Below are 14,899 nucleotides of genomic sequence, written 5' to 3'. Positions count from 1 at the left end.
CGCGCCGTCTTCCGTAGTCTGTGGCACATGACGCAGACGACGGAGAACAGCGCGCCCCGGCCGCTCCCCGAGGACTGGAACCGGGCCCTGGCGGTGGTGGCCCACCCCGACGACCTGGAGTTCGGCAGCTCCTCCGCGATCGCCCGCTGGACCGGCCAGGGCAAGGACGTGGTGGAGCTGCTGGTCACCCGGGGCGAGGCGGGCATCGACACCATCGCCCCCGAGGAGTGCGCGCCGCTGCGCATGGCCGAGCAGCGCGCCTCGGCGGCGGCGGTCGGCGCGGGCACCGTGGAGTTCCTCGACTTCCCCGACGGCACCCTGGAGTACGGGCTCCCGCTGCGCGCCGCGCTGGCCGGCGCGATCCGGCGCCACCGCCCCGACGTGATCGTCTCCATCAACTTCCGCGACCACTTCGCGGGGTCGAGCGCCCTCAACCACGCCGACCACCGGGTGCTCGGCCCGGCCCTGCTGGACGCGGTCCGCGACGCGGCCAACCGGTGGGTGTTCCGCGAGCAGCTGGAGGAGGGCCTCCAACCGTGGTCGGGCGTGCGCTTCGTGGCCTTCGGCGCCTCGCCCCTGGCCGCCCACTACGTCGAGCTGGGCGAGGCCGACCTGGCCGCGGGTGTGGCGTCGCTGGACGCCCACGCCGTCTACCTGGCCAACCTGGAGGGGTTCGACCAGAAGTCCTTCCTGCCCGGGGCCGCCGCCCGGGCGGGGGAGTGGGCCGGGGTCCCCCTCGCCACCGCCTTCGAGGTGTTCGAGGTCTGAGGCGCCGCCCGCGGGCGCGGGCGCGGGCGGCGGTACGGCCCCGGCGGGGTCAGGAGGCGGGGCCCGGGTCCACGGGATCGGTGACGCGGCCCAGGAACAGCACCGCTCCGCCGCGGCGCAGCACGAACACGAACGGCCGGTCCACGGTGAACTGGACCGGCCTCGGCGCGACCGCGGCCGCCCGGAGCATCATCACGGCGGTCGCGGCGGCGCCCTCGGCGCCCTTCTCGTCCACCCGCAGTACCGACTGGTGCAGGATCTCGTCGGCGCGCAGCGGTTCCGGGCTGATCCCGTCGAAGCGGGCCTCGTCCGTGGCCAGGTCGCGCACGCCCAGGGCCGCCAGCGGTTCGAGCAGGGAGGTGTCGGTCTCCACCCTGAAGCGCGGCAGGGCCAGTTCCACCTGCTGGGAGGAGCGGTGGCCGTACAGGTCCGCGAGCGCGTCGGCCGTCACCGGGGCGGGGGAGGCGGAGCGCTCGTCGGGCAGCAGCACGTCCAGGGTCAGGCCGTGGTCGCCCTCCAGGCTCACCATGCTCCACCCCCGGGCCCGCGCGTGCGGCAGGCGGGCCGAACGGTGCATGGTGGGCACCTTCCGCCTGCCCGACGGGGTGTGGAAGGCCCTGTCCCGGGTCCGGGCGGGGTCGAAGGGGTCGGGCCAGGCCAGCTTGACCCAGAGTGCGTTGACCAGCAGCAGCCGTACACCCGGGTGGACGCTGCCCGCGGGGAGCAGTTCCTCGATCAGGCCGCGGGTCACCTCCGCCACCCGGGCGTTGACCCGTGAGCGCACGCCCTCGGAGTCGTGCTCGAAGTCGGCGTTCTCCACCTCGGCTCCGGCGCGCTCGCGCACCCGGGACGCGAAACCCGGCAGGACCTCCAGGTCGGCGGGCACGTACAGGCCGTTGAGGCTGGCCAGGTCGAGTCCGGGCTCGGCGGCCACGGCCGCGTCCAGCTCCTCCAGCTGGCCCCGCACGTCCGCGCCCAGCAGCGCCTCCAGTTCGGCCAGGGTGCGCTCCCGGGCGCCGGTGGCCAGCAGCGCCAGCACCGTGCCCACCGAGTGGGGGGACCACACGTGCGACTCCCCCGGCCGGGTCAGCACCCGGTCCAGCGCGGCGGCGAACTCCAGATGGTCCCGGCGCGGGGACGTGCTCGTCTGCATGGGCTCCTGCTCGCTCTCGGCTCCGGTGTCTGGTCGCCAGCGTACGGAACGGCCCTCCTCCGCCGCCAGGGTGCGCAGCCGGGTGAGAAGCCGCACGCGACAAGCCCGGACCCAAGGGGGCAAAGGCGGGCGGAGCGCATCCGCGCGACCACCGCGCGTACCCCGCGACCGGTCGCACGTCACATAGGCTTGGGCCGACACGGCGCGCGGAACCGTGTTGGACGCCCCGCGCGGCGACGACCGCCCACGACCGAACCCGAGCAGGAGCAGGATGACTGAGCACCAGCGGGCCGCCGAGGAGGCCGCCCCGGCCGCGGCGGGCACCCCGGACTCCGGGGAGGCCCCCGCCCCGGAGCGCGACTCCGGCCGGGGCGCCACGGCGGCGGGCCGCCCGGCGGTCACCGAGGACACGGTCGAGGCGCTCGTGCGCTCGCAGCTGGCCAAGGCTCTGGGCGGCAAGCGCGGCATGGTCGAGGCGGCGGTGCCCACCCTGACCTTCACCGTCTCCTACATCGTCAGCTCGGAACTGCGGCTGTCGATCGTCCTGGGCGTGGTCGCGGCCCTGGTCCTGGGCGCGGTCCGGCTCGTGCAGCGCTCCTCGGTGCAGTACGTGCTCACCAGCCTGTTCGGCATCGGCATCGCCGCGGTCTTCGCCATGCGCAGCGGCAACGCCGCCGACGCCTTCCTGCCGGGCGTCATCTACAACGCGGTCTACGCCGTGGTGCTGAGCCTGTCGGTGCTGGTGCGCTGGCCCGCGATCGGGCTGATGATCGGCCCGTTCATCGGCGACAAGGAGGACTTCACCTCCTGGCGCGCCAACCCGGCCGTGGTCACCCTGGCCTCACGCCTGACCTGGCTGCTGGTCCTGCCCTGCGTGATCCGCGTGCTCGTGCAGTACCCGCTGTGGATGGCCGACCACTACGGCTGGGCCGACACCTTCGCCCTGCTGGGCTTCTCCAAGGTCGCCATGGGCTGGCCGCTCCAGGTCGCGGCGTTCGCGGCCATGGTCTGGGTGCTGGCACGGGGGCGCACCCCGCTGGAGGAGCGGGAGCACCCGGCCCGGGAGGAGACGGCGGACTGAGCGGGCGCCCCGGCGGACGTGCGATCTAGATGTCGGGGTCGTCCGCCGAGCCCAGCAGGGACTCCAGGGCGCCCAGGACCTCGGGCTCGGCCAGGAACACCACGGTGTCGCCCACCGACAGGGTCCGGTCGGGGTCCGGCGGGCGCACCCCGCCGGGGCCCACCACCGCCACCAGCGCCACCCCCTCGGGCAGCGACTCCGCCAGCGCGCCCTCCGGTCCGCCCGCGAACGGGCTCGCGGCGTGCAGCACCGACTCGGCGATCTCGGCCCCCGGCAGCGGCGGCAGGGAGTCCTCCCCGCCCGGCTCCTCCTCGGGAACCCCCTCGACCAGGTCGGCGATCAGCCGCGGCGGGGAGACCGCCAGGTCCACACCCCAGGACTCGTTGAACAGCCACTCGTTGTCGGGGTCGTTGATGCGGGCGATCACCCGGTCCACCCCGAACTCGGTCTTGGACAGCAGGGACACCACCAGGTTGACCTTGTCGTCGCTGCTGGCCGCGACCACCACGTCGAAGTCCTCCAGGCGGGCGTCCTCCAGCGTGGCCAGCTCGCAGGCGTCGGCCAGCAGCCACTCCACCTGGGGGAGGTCGTCCACGCCGATGGCGCGGGTGTCCCGGTCGATCAGCAGCACGTCGTGGCCGCTGCCCGCCAGTTCCGTGGCGATGGAGCGCCCCACGCTCCCGGCTCCCGCGATGGCGATCCGCATCTCACCCACGCCCCGTCTCGTCGTCGTCCAGCCGCAGCCCGTCCAGGTCGCGGCCGCGGGCGACCACGTGCAGGACGTCGCCCTCCTCCATGAGCTCACCGGAACCGGCCAGGAGGATCCGGCCCGCACGGGTCAGGTAGACCACCCGCACCGGCGCCCGCTCCTCCAGGTCGGCGACGCGGCGGCCCGCCCACCCCGGCGGCAGGTTCATCTCGTTCATGGCCAGGGTCCCGGACGCGTCCTGCCACTCCGGCCCGGTGGTGAGCCGACCGTCGCCCGGCACGATCCGGCGCAGGACCGCGTCGGCCGTCCAGCGCACCGTCGCCACCGTGGGGATGCCCAGCCGCTGGTAGACCTCGGCCCGGCGGGGGTCGTAGATCCGCGCGACCACGTTGTCGACGCCGAAGGCCTCACGGGCCACCCGCGCCGAGATGATGTTGGAGTTGTCCCCGTTGCTGACCGCGGCGAAGGCCCCCGCGCGGTCGATCCCGGCGGCGAGCAGGACCTCCCGGTCGTGGCCCTGCCCCCGGACCGCGTGCTTGGCCACGGAGCCGCGCAGACGCCGGAACGACTCGGGGTCCCGGTCGATCACCGCCACCGTGTGCCCCAGGTCAACCAGGGTGTGCGCGAGGGTGGACCCCACCCGGCCGCACCCCATGATCACGATGTGCACCTCGCCCGCACTCCCGTCGAGATAGCCGCCGCGCACGCCGTGGTTACGCGTGCGCACAGTGACACCTTGGCACAGACGCGGCCGACACGCTCGGCCGCCCCGGCCGTCCACAGGCCCGTCCGGGAGGCGGATTCCGCCAGGTAGATTGGGAACGGTTGGTGGCTGTGCGCGCAGGGTCACCCGTCATGTGACCCGACCATCTCTGAGGACGACCGCCATGAACCGTGTGGGACAGGATTTCGAGCTGACCGTGGACGACGTCGCGCACGGGGGCTGGTGCGTGGGGCGCTACGAGGACCAGGTGGTCTTCGTCCGCCACGCCCTGCCCGGCGAGCGGGTCCGCGTCCGCGTCACCGAGCAGACCTCCCGCTTCCTGAGAGGCGACGCCGTCGAGGTCCTCCAGGCCTCCCCGGACCGCGTCCAGGCCCCCTGCCCGGCCGCAGGGCCCGGCAAGTGCGGGGGCTGCGACTGGCAGCACGCCGCCCCGCGGGCCCAGCGGGCCCTCAAGGGCAAGGTCGTCGCCGACCAGCTGCGGCGCATCGCCGGGATCGACCGCCGGGTCGAGGTGGAGGAGCTGCCCGGCTCCCCCGACGGCCTGGGCTGGCGCACCCGCGTGCGCTTCGCCGTGGACTCCGACGGCCGCGCCGGACTGCGCCGCCACCGCTCCCACGACATCGAGCCCGTCGAGCGCTGCCTCATCGCCCACCCAGGCGTGACCGAGCTCGGCGTGACCGACGTCAGGTGGGAGGGCGTCCGCGACGTGGAGGCGGTCGCCTCGGCCTCCTGCGCCGACCGCGCCGTCGTCGTCACACCGACCGGGGCCAAGCTGGACTCCCTGCCCGAACTGGGCACGTCCAGCGCCGTGCTGCGCCGGTTCAAGGGCGGCCGCGTCCAGCAGGTGCGCGGGCGCAGGGGCCTGCGCGAGAGGGCCGACGGCCGCGAGTACCGCGTCAGCGCGGGCGGCTTCTGGCAGGTGCACCCGGCCGCCGCCGAGGTGCTCACCGCCGCCGTCCTGGACGCCCTGGAGCCCAAGCCCGGCGAGACCGCCCTGGACCTGTACTGCGGGGCGGGCCTGTTCACCGGCGCGCTGGCCGCCGCCGTGGGCCCCGAGGGCCGCGCCATGGGCGTGGAGAGCGGGGCCGAGGCCGTGCGCGACGCCCGGTACAACCTCAAGGACATGGAGCAGGTCCGCGTCGAGCGGGGTGACGTGGCCGCTCAGCTGCGCGAGTGGGCGGACGTGCGCGCCGACGTGGTCGTGCTGGACCCGCCCCGGGCCGGTGCGGGCGCCGAGGTGGTGCGCTCCCTGACCGGGACGCGTCCCCGCAGGGTGGCCTACGTCTCGTGCGACCCCGCCACGCTCGCCCGCGACCTGGCCGCGTTCGAGCGGGCCGACTACCGCCTGGCGGACCTTCGCGCGTTCGACGCCTTCCCGATGACCCACCACGTGGAGTGCCTGGCGGTGCTTGAGCCGGTCCACCCGGCCCGCCGCCACCGGGAGGGCTGACCGCGGCCCGGCGGGGCTGTACCAGCCCCGCCGAACCGCCCCGGGCCCGAGCGCTGACGCGCGGGCCCGGAACCGCACCGGTGGAGTCGGCGGGGGACCGCCGGGGCGGGTGGTGCGGAGTGTCGTCGGCGGGCGACCGCCGGAGTCCTCGTGGCGGGCCCTGCCGCGGTGGTGTCCGGTCGTGACGGAGACCGGGCGGCTTTGGCGGCGGCGTGCCCGTCTCCCGCCGACCGGCCCCGGGTGCGGAGGCCGGCCGACGAGGTCGGGTTTGACAGCGGCCGGCGGTGAGCAGTTCGTCACGACCCCGGCGGTGCTCGGGCAGGCTCCAACACCGTCACGGTCGTGTTCGAGACGCTCTCACCGCACCGGTGAGACGTACTCAGCCGCCGTAGTGGACAGGCACTGACCGGGGCGAAGCGAGCCGATCACATGCGGGCCGCCGGGGCGGACGCCGTGGCAGGAGCCGGTTCGGCAACCGTGCCCCCGGCTCCGCCCGGGACAGAGGTGTGCGTCGCTTCGCCGACACCGTCTCTTCAGGACGCTGATCCCGGCAGTCTCAGTACTCTGAGCGGGGAGGCCGCGGGTACGAGCTCCATGACGGAGACCAAGGACGCGGATGACGTTGTTCCGGCCGTTGTCAGCCCAGCTCGCTCGAAGAGGTCCTCGAATTCGCCGAGGCTGCGCTCACGTCCGGTGGACAGCGCCATCATGTTGAGGTCCATCAGCGGCTCCAGGCCGGGTGCGCCCACCTTGTCCACGATGAGCTCCATCACCAGCACACGTCCACCCGGTTTGAGCGCCCGTCTGCAGTTTCGCAGGATGCGTACGCAGGCGTCGTCGTCCCAGTCGTGCAGGACGAACTTCAGCAGGTGCACGTCCCCGGCCGGCACCTCCTCGAAGAAGTCGCCGTCGACGAAGGTGAACCGGTCCGCGACGCCCAACCTCGACGCGGAGGCGCCCGCCTCGGCTGCCACGTGCGGGAGGTCGAGGACCACCCCGGCCAGTCCGGTATGCCGTTGCATGAGTGTCTGGACGAGGTTTCCGCTTGAGCCCCCGACGTCCACGACGACTTCGGCGCTCCCGACTTCGATCACGTCCGCCAGATGGCGGGCCAGACCGCGGGTCATGGCCGTCATGGCGTCGGTGAAGACTCCGGCTTCTCCCGGGATGGTGGCGAGCCACTCGAAGAAGGGGGCGCCGAGAGCGGCTTCCGCCTGGGTGGTGCCGGTGCGGATCGTGTCCGACAACCGCCCCCAGGGCAGCCAGTGGGACTCTGCTCCGCCCCACAGCGCCAGGGGGCGTAGGGACCCCGGGGCGTCGGTGCGCAGGGTGTCCAGCAAGGACGTGCTCACGAACCGTTTTCCGTCCGGCGACGCGGCGAGCCCGAGGGAGGCGCATGCTCTCAGGAACCGGAAGGTCGAGTCCGGATCCAGCGACTCCGCCTCAGCCACCTCCTCAGGCGTAGCGCCCCCGGCGTAGAGGTGGTCGGCGATGCGCAACTCGGCTGCGGTCCGTACCACCTGGGTCACCCAGTACCCGGTCATCATCTGGAGCATGCGCCCCGTGACGTCCCCGGGCGGTTCAGCGGAACCCGCCGCGACGAAGTCGTGTTCGAACAAAGTCATGTGCTGTGTCTTTCGGTTCAGATGTGGGCCGAAGCCCGGAAGGTTCGACCGGACCGCCCCCGGCGGACCTTCCCAGTGCCGGAGGTCCGCCGGTAGGGGGCGCGTGCGCGGTACGGGGCCTCCGCGGTCCTGCGTGGTCGTCCGGAGGAGCCGGTTCACATCGCGGCGACCATGGTGTGGGTGTCGAGTACGGTCTCGAAGTGCACGGGGACGCCGTCCCGCAGACGCCACACGTGCACGAAACGCGTCCTCATCTGCTTCCCGGTCGCCAGGTTCCTGCCGCTGTAGTGGCCGAGCGCGACGACACTGTCCCCGGCGTCCATGATTTCCGCGGGGGCGACGGTGAAGTCCTGCCACTCGGTGACGAAACGGGAGAACACGTTCTCGAGTACCTCCTGCGGTCCCCGGTACGTACCTCCGTAGTGCAGGCCCGGCGGAACGATCCACTCGATGCGCTCGTCGAGCCCCGCGAGCAGTGCGGTGACCTCCCCCCGGGCGAGTGAGTCGTACAGCGCTTCCACCACCGCGCTCCCCGCGGGGGCCTGTCCGTCCTGCTGCTGCGTGGTCATGCGGAACCTCCGTGTCGTGTCGATGGACGGCTGGCGCGCCCGGGCAGCTCGCCTCCGGAGCGCGGAACCCGGTTCCGGGCGCTGCGGCCGAACTCGCGCCCGCCTCCGCAGATCCTTCCTGCGGACCGACCGGCGGACATCGGCTGATTGGCCTATAACGTCGGCCTGCCCGGGACCCGGGAGCTGGTTCCGCTCTCCTCACATCGCGTTGTGGCTGCTGATGCGCGCCATGTGCGTGGGGGGAGAGTCGGACACGTCCCGGGTACCGGGGACGGACGATTACGCTGGTGCGGTGCAAGAGGTTCGCTTGGCCGAAGTGCTGGCCGCGCTGTCCCTGACAACCGACTTGGCCGCGGGCATGTCCTTCGAGAAGGGGCTTCGCACCTGCGCCGTTGCGACGGTGTTCGCCCGTGACGTCCTGGGGTGTGATCGGCGGACCTGCCGGATCGTCTATGAGACGGCACTGCTGCGCTCGCTCGGCTGTACGTCGTTCGCGCCCGAACTCGCGGTGGTCTTCGGCGACGAGGTGGCGTTCCAGAGCGCGTTGAAGTACCTCGATCCGGGTGACGACGTGCCGCTGGCCGAGCAGTTGCTCAGGCTGGGCGACTGGACCCGCGAGGGGGCCCAGCGGTTGACGGACACGCTGACCGAGGTGTTGCCCACGGTCGGAGTGGAGGCCATGCGCAACGGCTGCGAGGCCAGCCAGACACTCGGTTCGGGTCTCGGCGTGCTGCCGCAGACACTCACGGCGTTGAACGATGTGTACGAGCGGTGGGACGGACGGGGCATCCCCCTCGGAGCCGTGGGTGAGCACATCTCCTTCGCCGCTCGCGTCGTCCACGTGGCCGAACAGGCCGTCCTGGCTCATGCGAGGGGCAGCGAGCCGGCCGCTGTCTCGCAGGTGGTCGGACGCGCCGGCGGCCACCTCGACCCCGAGCTCGCGCGTGCGTTCGCAGCCGATGCCGCGAAGGCGCTCGCCCCGCTCAGTGAACCCGACGCCGTCGCCTCCGCCGTGTCCGCCGAGCCGCCGCCGTACGCCACGGTCTCCGCTGAGGAGGTCTCCGGCCTGTGCGCGGTCCTGGGCAGGTTCGTGGACCTCAAGGGCAAGTGGCTCGTCGGGCACAGCGAGCACGTCGCGCGGTTGGCGGAGAGCGCGGGCCGGCTGGGAGGCCTCGCCGCGGACGAGGTGCTCCGGCTGCGTTGCGCGGCTCTGCTGCACGACCTGGGGCGGGCCGGGATCTCAGCCGATGTCTGGGACCGGCCCGGACCGTTGGGCGCTGCTGACACGGAGCGGGTGCGGATGCACACGTACTGGACCCAGCGGGTGCTGGAACGCGTGCCCGCCCTCGCCCCGCTGGCACCGATCGCCGCCGCGCACCATGAGCGCCTCGACGGCAGCGGCTACCACCGCGGTGACTCCGGGGCCCGTACGCCTCCCGCGGCCCGTATCCTCGCCGCCGCCGACGTGTTCGCCGCACTGACCGAGCCGCGGGCGCACCGGGACGCCTTCACCATCGACGAAGCCGTCGGACACCTGACGCGCGAGGCGGAATCCGGGACCCTGGACCGCGCCGCCTGCGACCTCGTGATCCGGGCAGCGGGCGGACGGCCGCTGCACCCACGTCGTCCGGCCGGGCTCACAGCGAGGGAAATCGAGGTACTGCGGCTTGCCGCCCGCGGCCTGACCAATCATCAGATAGGCGCGGAGCTGTCCATATCGAGCCGCACCGTGGGCCATCACCTCGGGCACATCTACGACAAGACCGGGCGCAGGACCCGGGCCGGGGTGGCCGTCTTCGCCATGGAGCAGCAGCTCCTGCCCTGACCGTCGACGGGCCTGCACCGTCGTGGACGTCGGTGACCGGCGGCGCCCGCGGGACCGGTGACACGCACTTCCCCCGTTTCCCGCCGCCTCCGGTCCGGTGCGCGCCCGCTGCCCACGATGCCGCCCGCCGAGGGCGGACGGACCGGAGACATAGGTCGATCAGCCGATGTCCGCCGGTCGGCTCCCAAGCAGAATCTGGGGGGACGGAGCACGGATCCCGTCCGGACCGCCCGGTCCGGACGGAGAGACCGGTCGCGCAAGCCGCTGCCGGGACACCGGATTCCCCGTCGCTCCTCGACGCACTGGAAAAGAAAAGGATCCATCGTGGCAACCAAGCGCTCAGCACACACAGTCTGGGAGGGCGGCCTGCTCAACGGCAACGGCGTCGTCGCCTTCGACTCCTCCGGCATCGGCAGTCAGCCGGTGTCGTGGCCGTCGCGCGCCGAACAGGCGAACGGAAGGACCAGCCCGGAGGAGCTGATCGCCGCGGCCCACTCCAGTTGCTTCTCCATGGCGCTGTCGCACGGCCTCGAAGAAGCGGGCACCCCGCCCACCAAGCTCGTCACCTCCGCCGACGTGACGTTCCAGCCCGGCGAGGGCGTCACCGGCATCCACCTCACCGTCGAGGGCACCGTTCCCGGCGTCGACGACGGCGCCTTCGCCGCCGCAGCCCGGGACGCCAAGGCCAACTGTCCGCTCAGCAAGGCCCTCATGGGAACGACGATCACGCTTTCGGCCAAACTCGTCTGAACCGGACCCGGACACGCTTCGGGACGCCGCGCACCGCGGGAGCGCGGCGTCCCCGCTGTGAGGCCGGCCCCTCCACCGTGGCTGACCGCGCCGCCGTCGCACGGATGAGTCCGACGCCGAACAGGTCGAGGTACCAGACCCCCGCGAGGCGTGCCCCGAGGCCCGGGGGTGTGGCCGGACCAGAGCGCGGGGCATAGGCGATTCGATAACCCGGTCGCGGCTCAGCCGCACACGGGCCGGGCGTACCGCCCCGGGTCCTCCTCGTAGGTGTGGTACTGGTGATCGGGGTAGAGCCGCCGCCAGTCCCCGGGCCCGGCGGGTCCGGTGGAGGACTCCCGCAGCGGCGTGTCCAGCAGCCGGGCCAGCTCCAGGCTGGTGGTGCGCGGGTCGGTCAGCCTCTCCCAGTTCCGCTCCAGGACGCGGCTCACCCGCTCCTCGGGCAGGTCGGCCAGGGCCAGGGAGAGCTCCAGGTCCACCGGGGAGGGCCGGTAGGCGTACAGGTTCGCGGCCAGCGTGTCCAGGGTGTCGTAGCGGGACAGGCCCTCCACGCTGGCGGCCAGCCACGCCGCCAGCAGCACGCGCGCCTGCCCGGTGCCCAGGCATTCGGTCTCGTAGGGGTCGGACAGGCCCAGGACCACCCGGGCCGCCTCGCCCACCATCGCGGTCTGCCAGTAGTGGTCCCAGCCGCCCGTGTACGCGTGGACCACCACGTCCCGGTCCCGGGGCACGTCCAGCTCCCGGTGGTAGGAGAAGCTCTCCTGCCACACCACGGGCATGCGCTCGCGCGGGACCTCGGGCAGCAGGTCCAGGGCCGGGCCCAGGGCGCCGTGCCAGCGCTCCACCCACGGTTCGAAGCCGGGCAGGGGGCAGTAGGTGACGCCCTCCCTGGTCTGGCAGGACGGCCCCTGCGCGCCGTACACCCGGCTGTCGGGGATGGGGGCGTACAGCGGCTGGATCTGGCGGCCGTGGACGACGGTGCCGACGGTGGCGGCCAGCAGCACGGCGGCCGCGCCCAGGCAGGCCGCCCGGTGGGCACGGCGGCCCCGCGCGGCCACGGCCAGGACGGCCAGGAGGGCCACGACCAGCACCGAGTAGACCAGGTAGACGGTGGTCACGTCCGTGACGGAGGGAGCGCTCACGTTGAAGGGGTCGAGGGCGACACGGGCCGCCCACTCCACCCGGAGCACGGCGCTCGACAGGTTGGCGTCCACCGCCGAGACGCCGTACAGCCAGTAGGCGGGCAGGGCCAGCAGGGTCACGACCAGCGGCAGGTAGGAGCGGGTCCACGCCACCAGGGCGATGGACAGCAGCGGGCCCGCGGCCGCCAACAGGAGGGGCGCCGGGTAGGCGGACGGGCTCAGCGTGCCCAGCAGGGGAGGGGACAGCCAGTGGTCCACCCCGGCCCACAGCACGACCAGCACCGTGCTGACCAGTGAGGACGCCGCCATCAGCGCCAGCAGCCGTCCCGTCCGGCCCAGCGGGGAGACCAGGCGGGGGGAGTAGCGGGCTTCGCGCATGGCGGGGAAGGCGACCACGGCGAACAGCATCGCGCCCACGGCCGACGCGGCGGAGTTGGCGTTGTCGTACCAGCCCTCCAGGGTGCCCGACCGGCCAGCCCAGTCCGGGGCCACGAGCATGTACAGGCCCACGAGGACGCCCGGGACCACGAACGGGTTGCGGGCCAGGCGGATCGCGTTGAACCAGGTCAGGCGGACGAACGTGGCCGTGTTCCGGGCGGCGCGCGTCCGGGCGGCGCGCCTCTGCGCTGCGCCTGTCCGGGCGGTGCTCCGGTCCGGGGTCGCGGCCTCCTGCTCGGCGGGCGACCCCTCCGCCGGTCCGGCGCCGACCGCGTGCCGAACGGGGCTCACCGCTCGCCCTGTTCCACACCGGTGAGCAGCAGGTAGGCGTCCTCCAGGCCGGGTTCGACCGGCTCCAGGCCGTCGGAGGGGCCGGGCGCGGCGCCGCCCGCGGGGGTGAGCACCCGGTAGCGCCCGTCGGCCAGCCGCCAGGCGGTGTACTCCCGGCCGGGGTGGCCGTCGCGCTCCCACACGTGCCCGCGCGCCCGGTCCACCAGCGCGCGGGGGGTCCCGTCGAAGATCACCCGGCCCGCGTCCAGGCACACCACGCGCTGGCACAGGGCGGCCACGTCCTCGATCTGGTGGGTGGACAGCACCACGGTGCTGCGCACGGCCAGCTCCGAGACCAGGCCGCGGAACCGGATGCGCTGCTCGGGGTCCAGGCCGATGGTCGGCTCGTCCAGCAGCAGCACCCGGGGGTCGCCGAGCAGGGCCGAGGCCAGGCCCAGCCGCTGGCGCATACCGCCGGACAGGCGGCGGACCCGGCTGTGGCGGCGCTCGTGCAGTCCGACCCGTTCCAGGACCCGGCGCACCTCGTCGTGGCGGGCGCGGCGCCCGCCCAGCTCCTTGAGCACCGCCATGTAGTCCAGCAGCCCGAACGCGGTGAAGTACGGGTAGAACTCGGGGTTCTGCGGCAGGTAGCCCAGGTGGCGGCGGATCTCGGTGCGCTCGGCGGCCCGCGCGGGGTCGTGGCCGAGCACGCGCAGTTCGCCGTCGTCGGCCTCCAGGTCGGTGGCCAGGCAGCGCAGCAGGGTGGTCTTGCCCGCGCCGTTGCGTCCCAGCAGCCCGGTCACGCCGGGGCCCAGGTCCAGGTCGATCCCGGCCAGGGCGGTGCGGGTGCCGTAGCGGTGCCCCAGCCCGCGGACGCTGACGGCGTCCCGTGCGGCCGTGGCGCTCACGCCGTCCTCACTCGCAGCAGGAGCGCGCCGAGCAGGGCGGTGAGCGCGCCCGCCCACCACAGCTGGGCCTGGGGCGCGAGCAGGTGCAGGGGCGTGGCGTCCTCGGAGGTGGTCAGGACGCCCAGGGCGACCAGCCACAGCAGCCCCACCGCGGCGCTGGCCGCGCCCAGGTGCATCCAGCGGCTGAGCACGAGGGAGCCGGCGACCAGGGTGAGCGCGGGCAGCAGCCAGAACACCGCCTTCCACGGGGTGTGCGCGTGGGGCAGCAGCAGCGCCGCGGACATGCACAGGGTCAGCGCGGGCACCAGCACCGCGCAGGTGCGCAGGAACAGCAGCCGCTGCCCCGCCAGCGGTGTGACCGAGGTCAGCGCGTGGGCCGGGTCCACCCCGCGCCCGTAGGCCAGGGCCACCCCGGCCAGGGGCACCACCGGGGCGGTGAAGGTGAACATCAGCGAGCCGTGCGGCAGGTGGTGGGCGGCCAGCAGGGCGGCCGTCAGCACCACGACCGTGGCCAGCAGCCAGGCCCGGTACAGGGAGGGGGTGGCGGCCAGCAGTTTGGCGGTGCTCTCGCCCAGTCCCAGCGAGGACAGCAGGGACTCGACCGGGCCGCGCCGGGGGCGGTCCACGACGTCGCGCAGGTCCTCCCAGCTCCGGGCCAGCCAGGGCTCGTCGGCGGGCAACAGGTCGCGGCAGGGCGCGCAGTGGGTGATGTGGGCCTCCACGGACATGGCCGTGACGTCGTCGGAGCGGTGGTGGGCGTACTCGTGTGCCTGGGCAGGGGTCAGGTGCCAGCTCATGTCAGTGCCTCCCGTAGTCGCGCCTTGGCGCGCATGACCCGTGTCTTGACGGTTCCCTCGGGGATCTGAAGGATCTGCGCGGCCTCCCGGACGGTGAGTCCGTCGAGCACGGTGGCCTGGATGGCCGAACGCAGCTCCGGCGAGAGGGAGTGCAGGGCGGCGCCCAGCGGGCCGTGCTCGATGTTGAGCAGCACGGTGTCCTCGGCGGAGGCGTCGCCGATGGTCTCGTAGGGTTCGGTGTCGCTGTCGGCGATCCAGCGGTTGGCGCGTTTGCGCAGCTGGGAGATGAGCTGGCGGATCGCGATGGTCCACAGCCAGGCCCCGGCGTCGGTGTCGCCGGGGCGGGGGGTGAAGGAGCCCGCGTTCCTCCACACGGCCAGGAAGGTCTCCTGGAGGGCGGCGTCGAGCTGGTCGGGGTCGGAGCACCGGTAGCGCAGCCGGGCCCGCAGCCAGGTGGCGTGCCTGCGGTGCAGGAACTCCAGCGCGCGGGTCTCGCCCGCGGCGACGGCGGCCAGCAGCACCGGGTCGGTGCTGTCCGGGCCGTAGGAGGGCGCGCGGCGGCGCGCGCGGCGGAGCAGCTTCACGGGAGGGACTATCGCGGAAGGCGGGCGCTTCGGTTCGGCGGACGGGCGGGGCGCGGACGCGCCTTTTCCACGGTAACCGCGCGGCGGTTCCGGTCTGGTCCGCGGCGTG

Annotated in this window: 14 protein-coding genes; 5 read left to right on the top strand and 9 right to left on the bottom strand. The window is 73.6% G+C overall.

Annotated features, from left to right (window positions below; genetic code table 11):
- Positions 1–27 precede the first annotated feature (27 nt).
- Positions 28–768, top strand: a complete 741-nt coding sequence (locus tag ACSTA4_RS19420) for a PIG-L deacetylase family protein (RefSeq protein ID WP_444960510.1) — start codon at positions 28–30, stop codon at positions 766–768.
- A 49-nt stretch (positions 769–817) separates the two neighbouring features.
- Here the strand turns inward: ACSTA4_RS19420 and ACSTA4_RS19415 are convergent, their stop codons facing one another.
- Positions 818–1,921, bottom strand: coding sequence for a serpin family protein (locus ACSTA4_RS19415; RefSeq protein ID WP_444964216.1), 1,104 nt, complete (start codon positions 1,919–1,921; stop codon positions 818–820).
- A gap of 271 nt (positions 1,922–2,192) precedes the next feature.
- Here ACSTA4_RS19415 and ACSTA4_RS19410 point away from each other — a divergent pair, with 271 nt between their 5' ends.
- Positions 2,193–3,002, top strand: coding sequence for a DUF3159 domain-containing protein (locus tag ACSTA4_RS19410; protein ID WP_444960509.1), 810 nt, complete (start codon positions 2,193–2,195; stop codon positions 3,000–3,002).
- Between the two features lie 25 nt (positions 3,003–3,027).
- Here ACSTA4_RS19410 and ACSTA4_RS19405 read toward each other — a convergent pair whose 3' ends face one another.
- Complete coding sequence (locus ACSTA4_RS19405; protein ID WP_444960508.1) at positions 3,028–3,717, bottom strand: potassium channel family protein; 690 nt, start codon at positions 3,715–3,717, stop codon at positions 3,028–3,030.
- Complete coding sequence (locus ACSTA4_RS19400; RefSeq protein ID WP_444964215.1) at positions 3,710–4,381, bottom strand: potassium channel family protein; 672 nt, start codon at positions 4,379–4,381, stop codon at positions 3,710–3,712. The genes ACSTA4_RS19405 and ACSTA4_RS19400 overlap by 8 nt, the downstream gene beginning before the upstream one ends.
- A gap of 217 nt (positions 4,382–4,598) precedes the next feature.
- Between ACSTA4_RS19400 and ACSTA4_RS19395 the strand changes: the two genes are divergently transcribed.
- Positions 4,599–5,885 (top strand): class I SAM-dependent RNA methyltransferase, encoded by a 1,287-nt coding sequence (locus tag ACSTA4_RS19395; protein ID WP_444960507.1) that lies wholly within the window; start codon positions 4,599–4,601, stop codon positions 5,883–5,885.
- A 533-nt stretch (positions 5,886–6,418) separates the two neighbouring features.
- Here ACSTA4_RS19395 and ACSTA4_RS19390 read toward each other — a convergent pair.
- Both ACSTA4_RS19390 and ACSTA4_RS19385 read right to left on the bottom strand, forming a co-directional pair.
- Positions 6,419–7,510, bottom strand: a complete 1,092-nt coding sequence (locus ACSTA4_RS19390) for a methyltransferase (protein ID WP_444960506.1) — start codon at positions 7,508–7,510, stop codon at positions 6,419–6,421.
- A gap of 155 nt (positions 7,511–7,665) precedes the next feature.
- The gene (locus tag ACSTA4_RS19385) at positions 7,666–8,079 is read right to left on the bottom strand and encodes a nuclear transport factor 2 family protein (RefSeq protein ID WP_444960505.1); all 414 of its coding nucleotides are present in this window, start codon (positions 8,077–8,079) and stop codon (positions 7,666–7,668) included.
- Between the two features lie 292 nt (positions 8,080–8,371).
- On the opposite strand from ACSTA4_RS19385, the gene ACSTA4_RS19380 reads away from it, so the two are divergent.
- Positions 8,372–9,904, top strand: a complete 1,533-nt coding sequence (locus tag ACSTA4_RS19380) for an HD domain-containing phosphohydrolase (protein ID WP_444960504.1) — start codon at positions 8,372–8,374, stop codon at positions 9,902–9,904.
- Positions 9,905–10,228: 324 nt separating this feature from the next.
- A complete protein-coding gene (locus tag ACSTA4_RS19375) occupies positions 10,229–10,654 on the top strand; it encodes an OsmC family peroxiredoxin (RefSeq protein ID WP_444960503.1) in 426 nt (141 codons plus the stop codon).
- Between the two features lie 221 nt (positions 10,655–10,875).
- On the opposite strand, the gene ACSTA4_RS19370 is transcribed toward ACSTA4_RS19375, so the two are convergent.
- From ACSTA4_RS19370 to ACSTA4_RS19355, 4 genes are read right to left on the bottom strand one after another with little or no spacing between them, the layout of a single operon-like run.
- Positions 10,876–12,522 carry a hypothetical protein gene (locus tag ACSTA4_RS19370; protein WP_444960502.1) on the bottom strand — a complete coding sequence of 549 codons (1,647 nt, stop codon included), beginning with the start codon at positions 12,520–12,522 and terminating at the stop codon, positions 10,876–10,878.
- Positions 12,519–13,409 carry an ABC transporter ATP-binding protein gene (locus ACSTA4_RS19365; protein ID WP_444960501.1) on the bottom strand — a complete coding sequence of 297 codons (891 nt, stop codon included), beginning with the start codon at positions 13,407–13,409 and terminating at the stop codon, positions 12,519–12,521. The genes ACSTA4_RS19370 and ACSTA4_RS19365 overlap by 4 nt, the downstream gene beginning before the upstream one ends.
- Complete coding sequence (locus ACSTA4_RS19360) at positions 13,406–14,206, bottom strand: zf-HC2 domain-containing protein (protein WP_444960500.1); 801 nt, start codon at positions 14,204–14,206, stop codon at positions 13,406–13,408. The genes ACSTA4_RS19365 and ACSTA4_RS19360 overlap by 4 nt, the downstream gene beginning before the upstream one ends.
- Entirely contained in the window at positions 14,203–14,790 is a 588-nt protein-coding gene (locus ACSTA4_RS19355) for an RNA polymerase sigma factor (protein ID WP_444960499.1), read from the bottom strand. Before ACSTA4_RS19355 ends, ACSTA4_RS19360 begins: the two co-directional genes overlap by 4 nt.
- Positions 14,791–14,899: the final 109 nt, after the last annotated feature.

The organism is Nocardiopsis sp. M1B1 (assembly GCF_052466615.1).
Note: the sequence above shows the minus strand (reverse complement) of the source record. Positions and strands in the feature narration are given on the sequence as shown.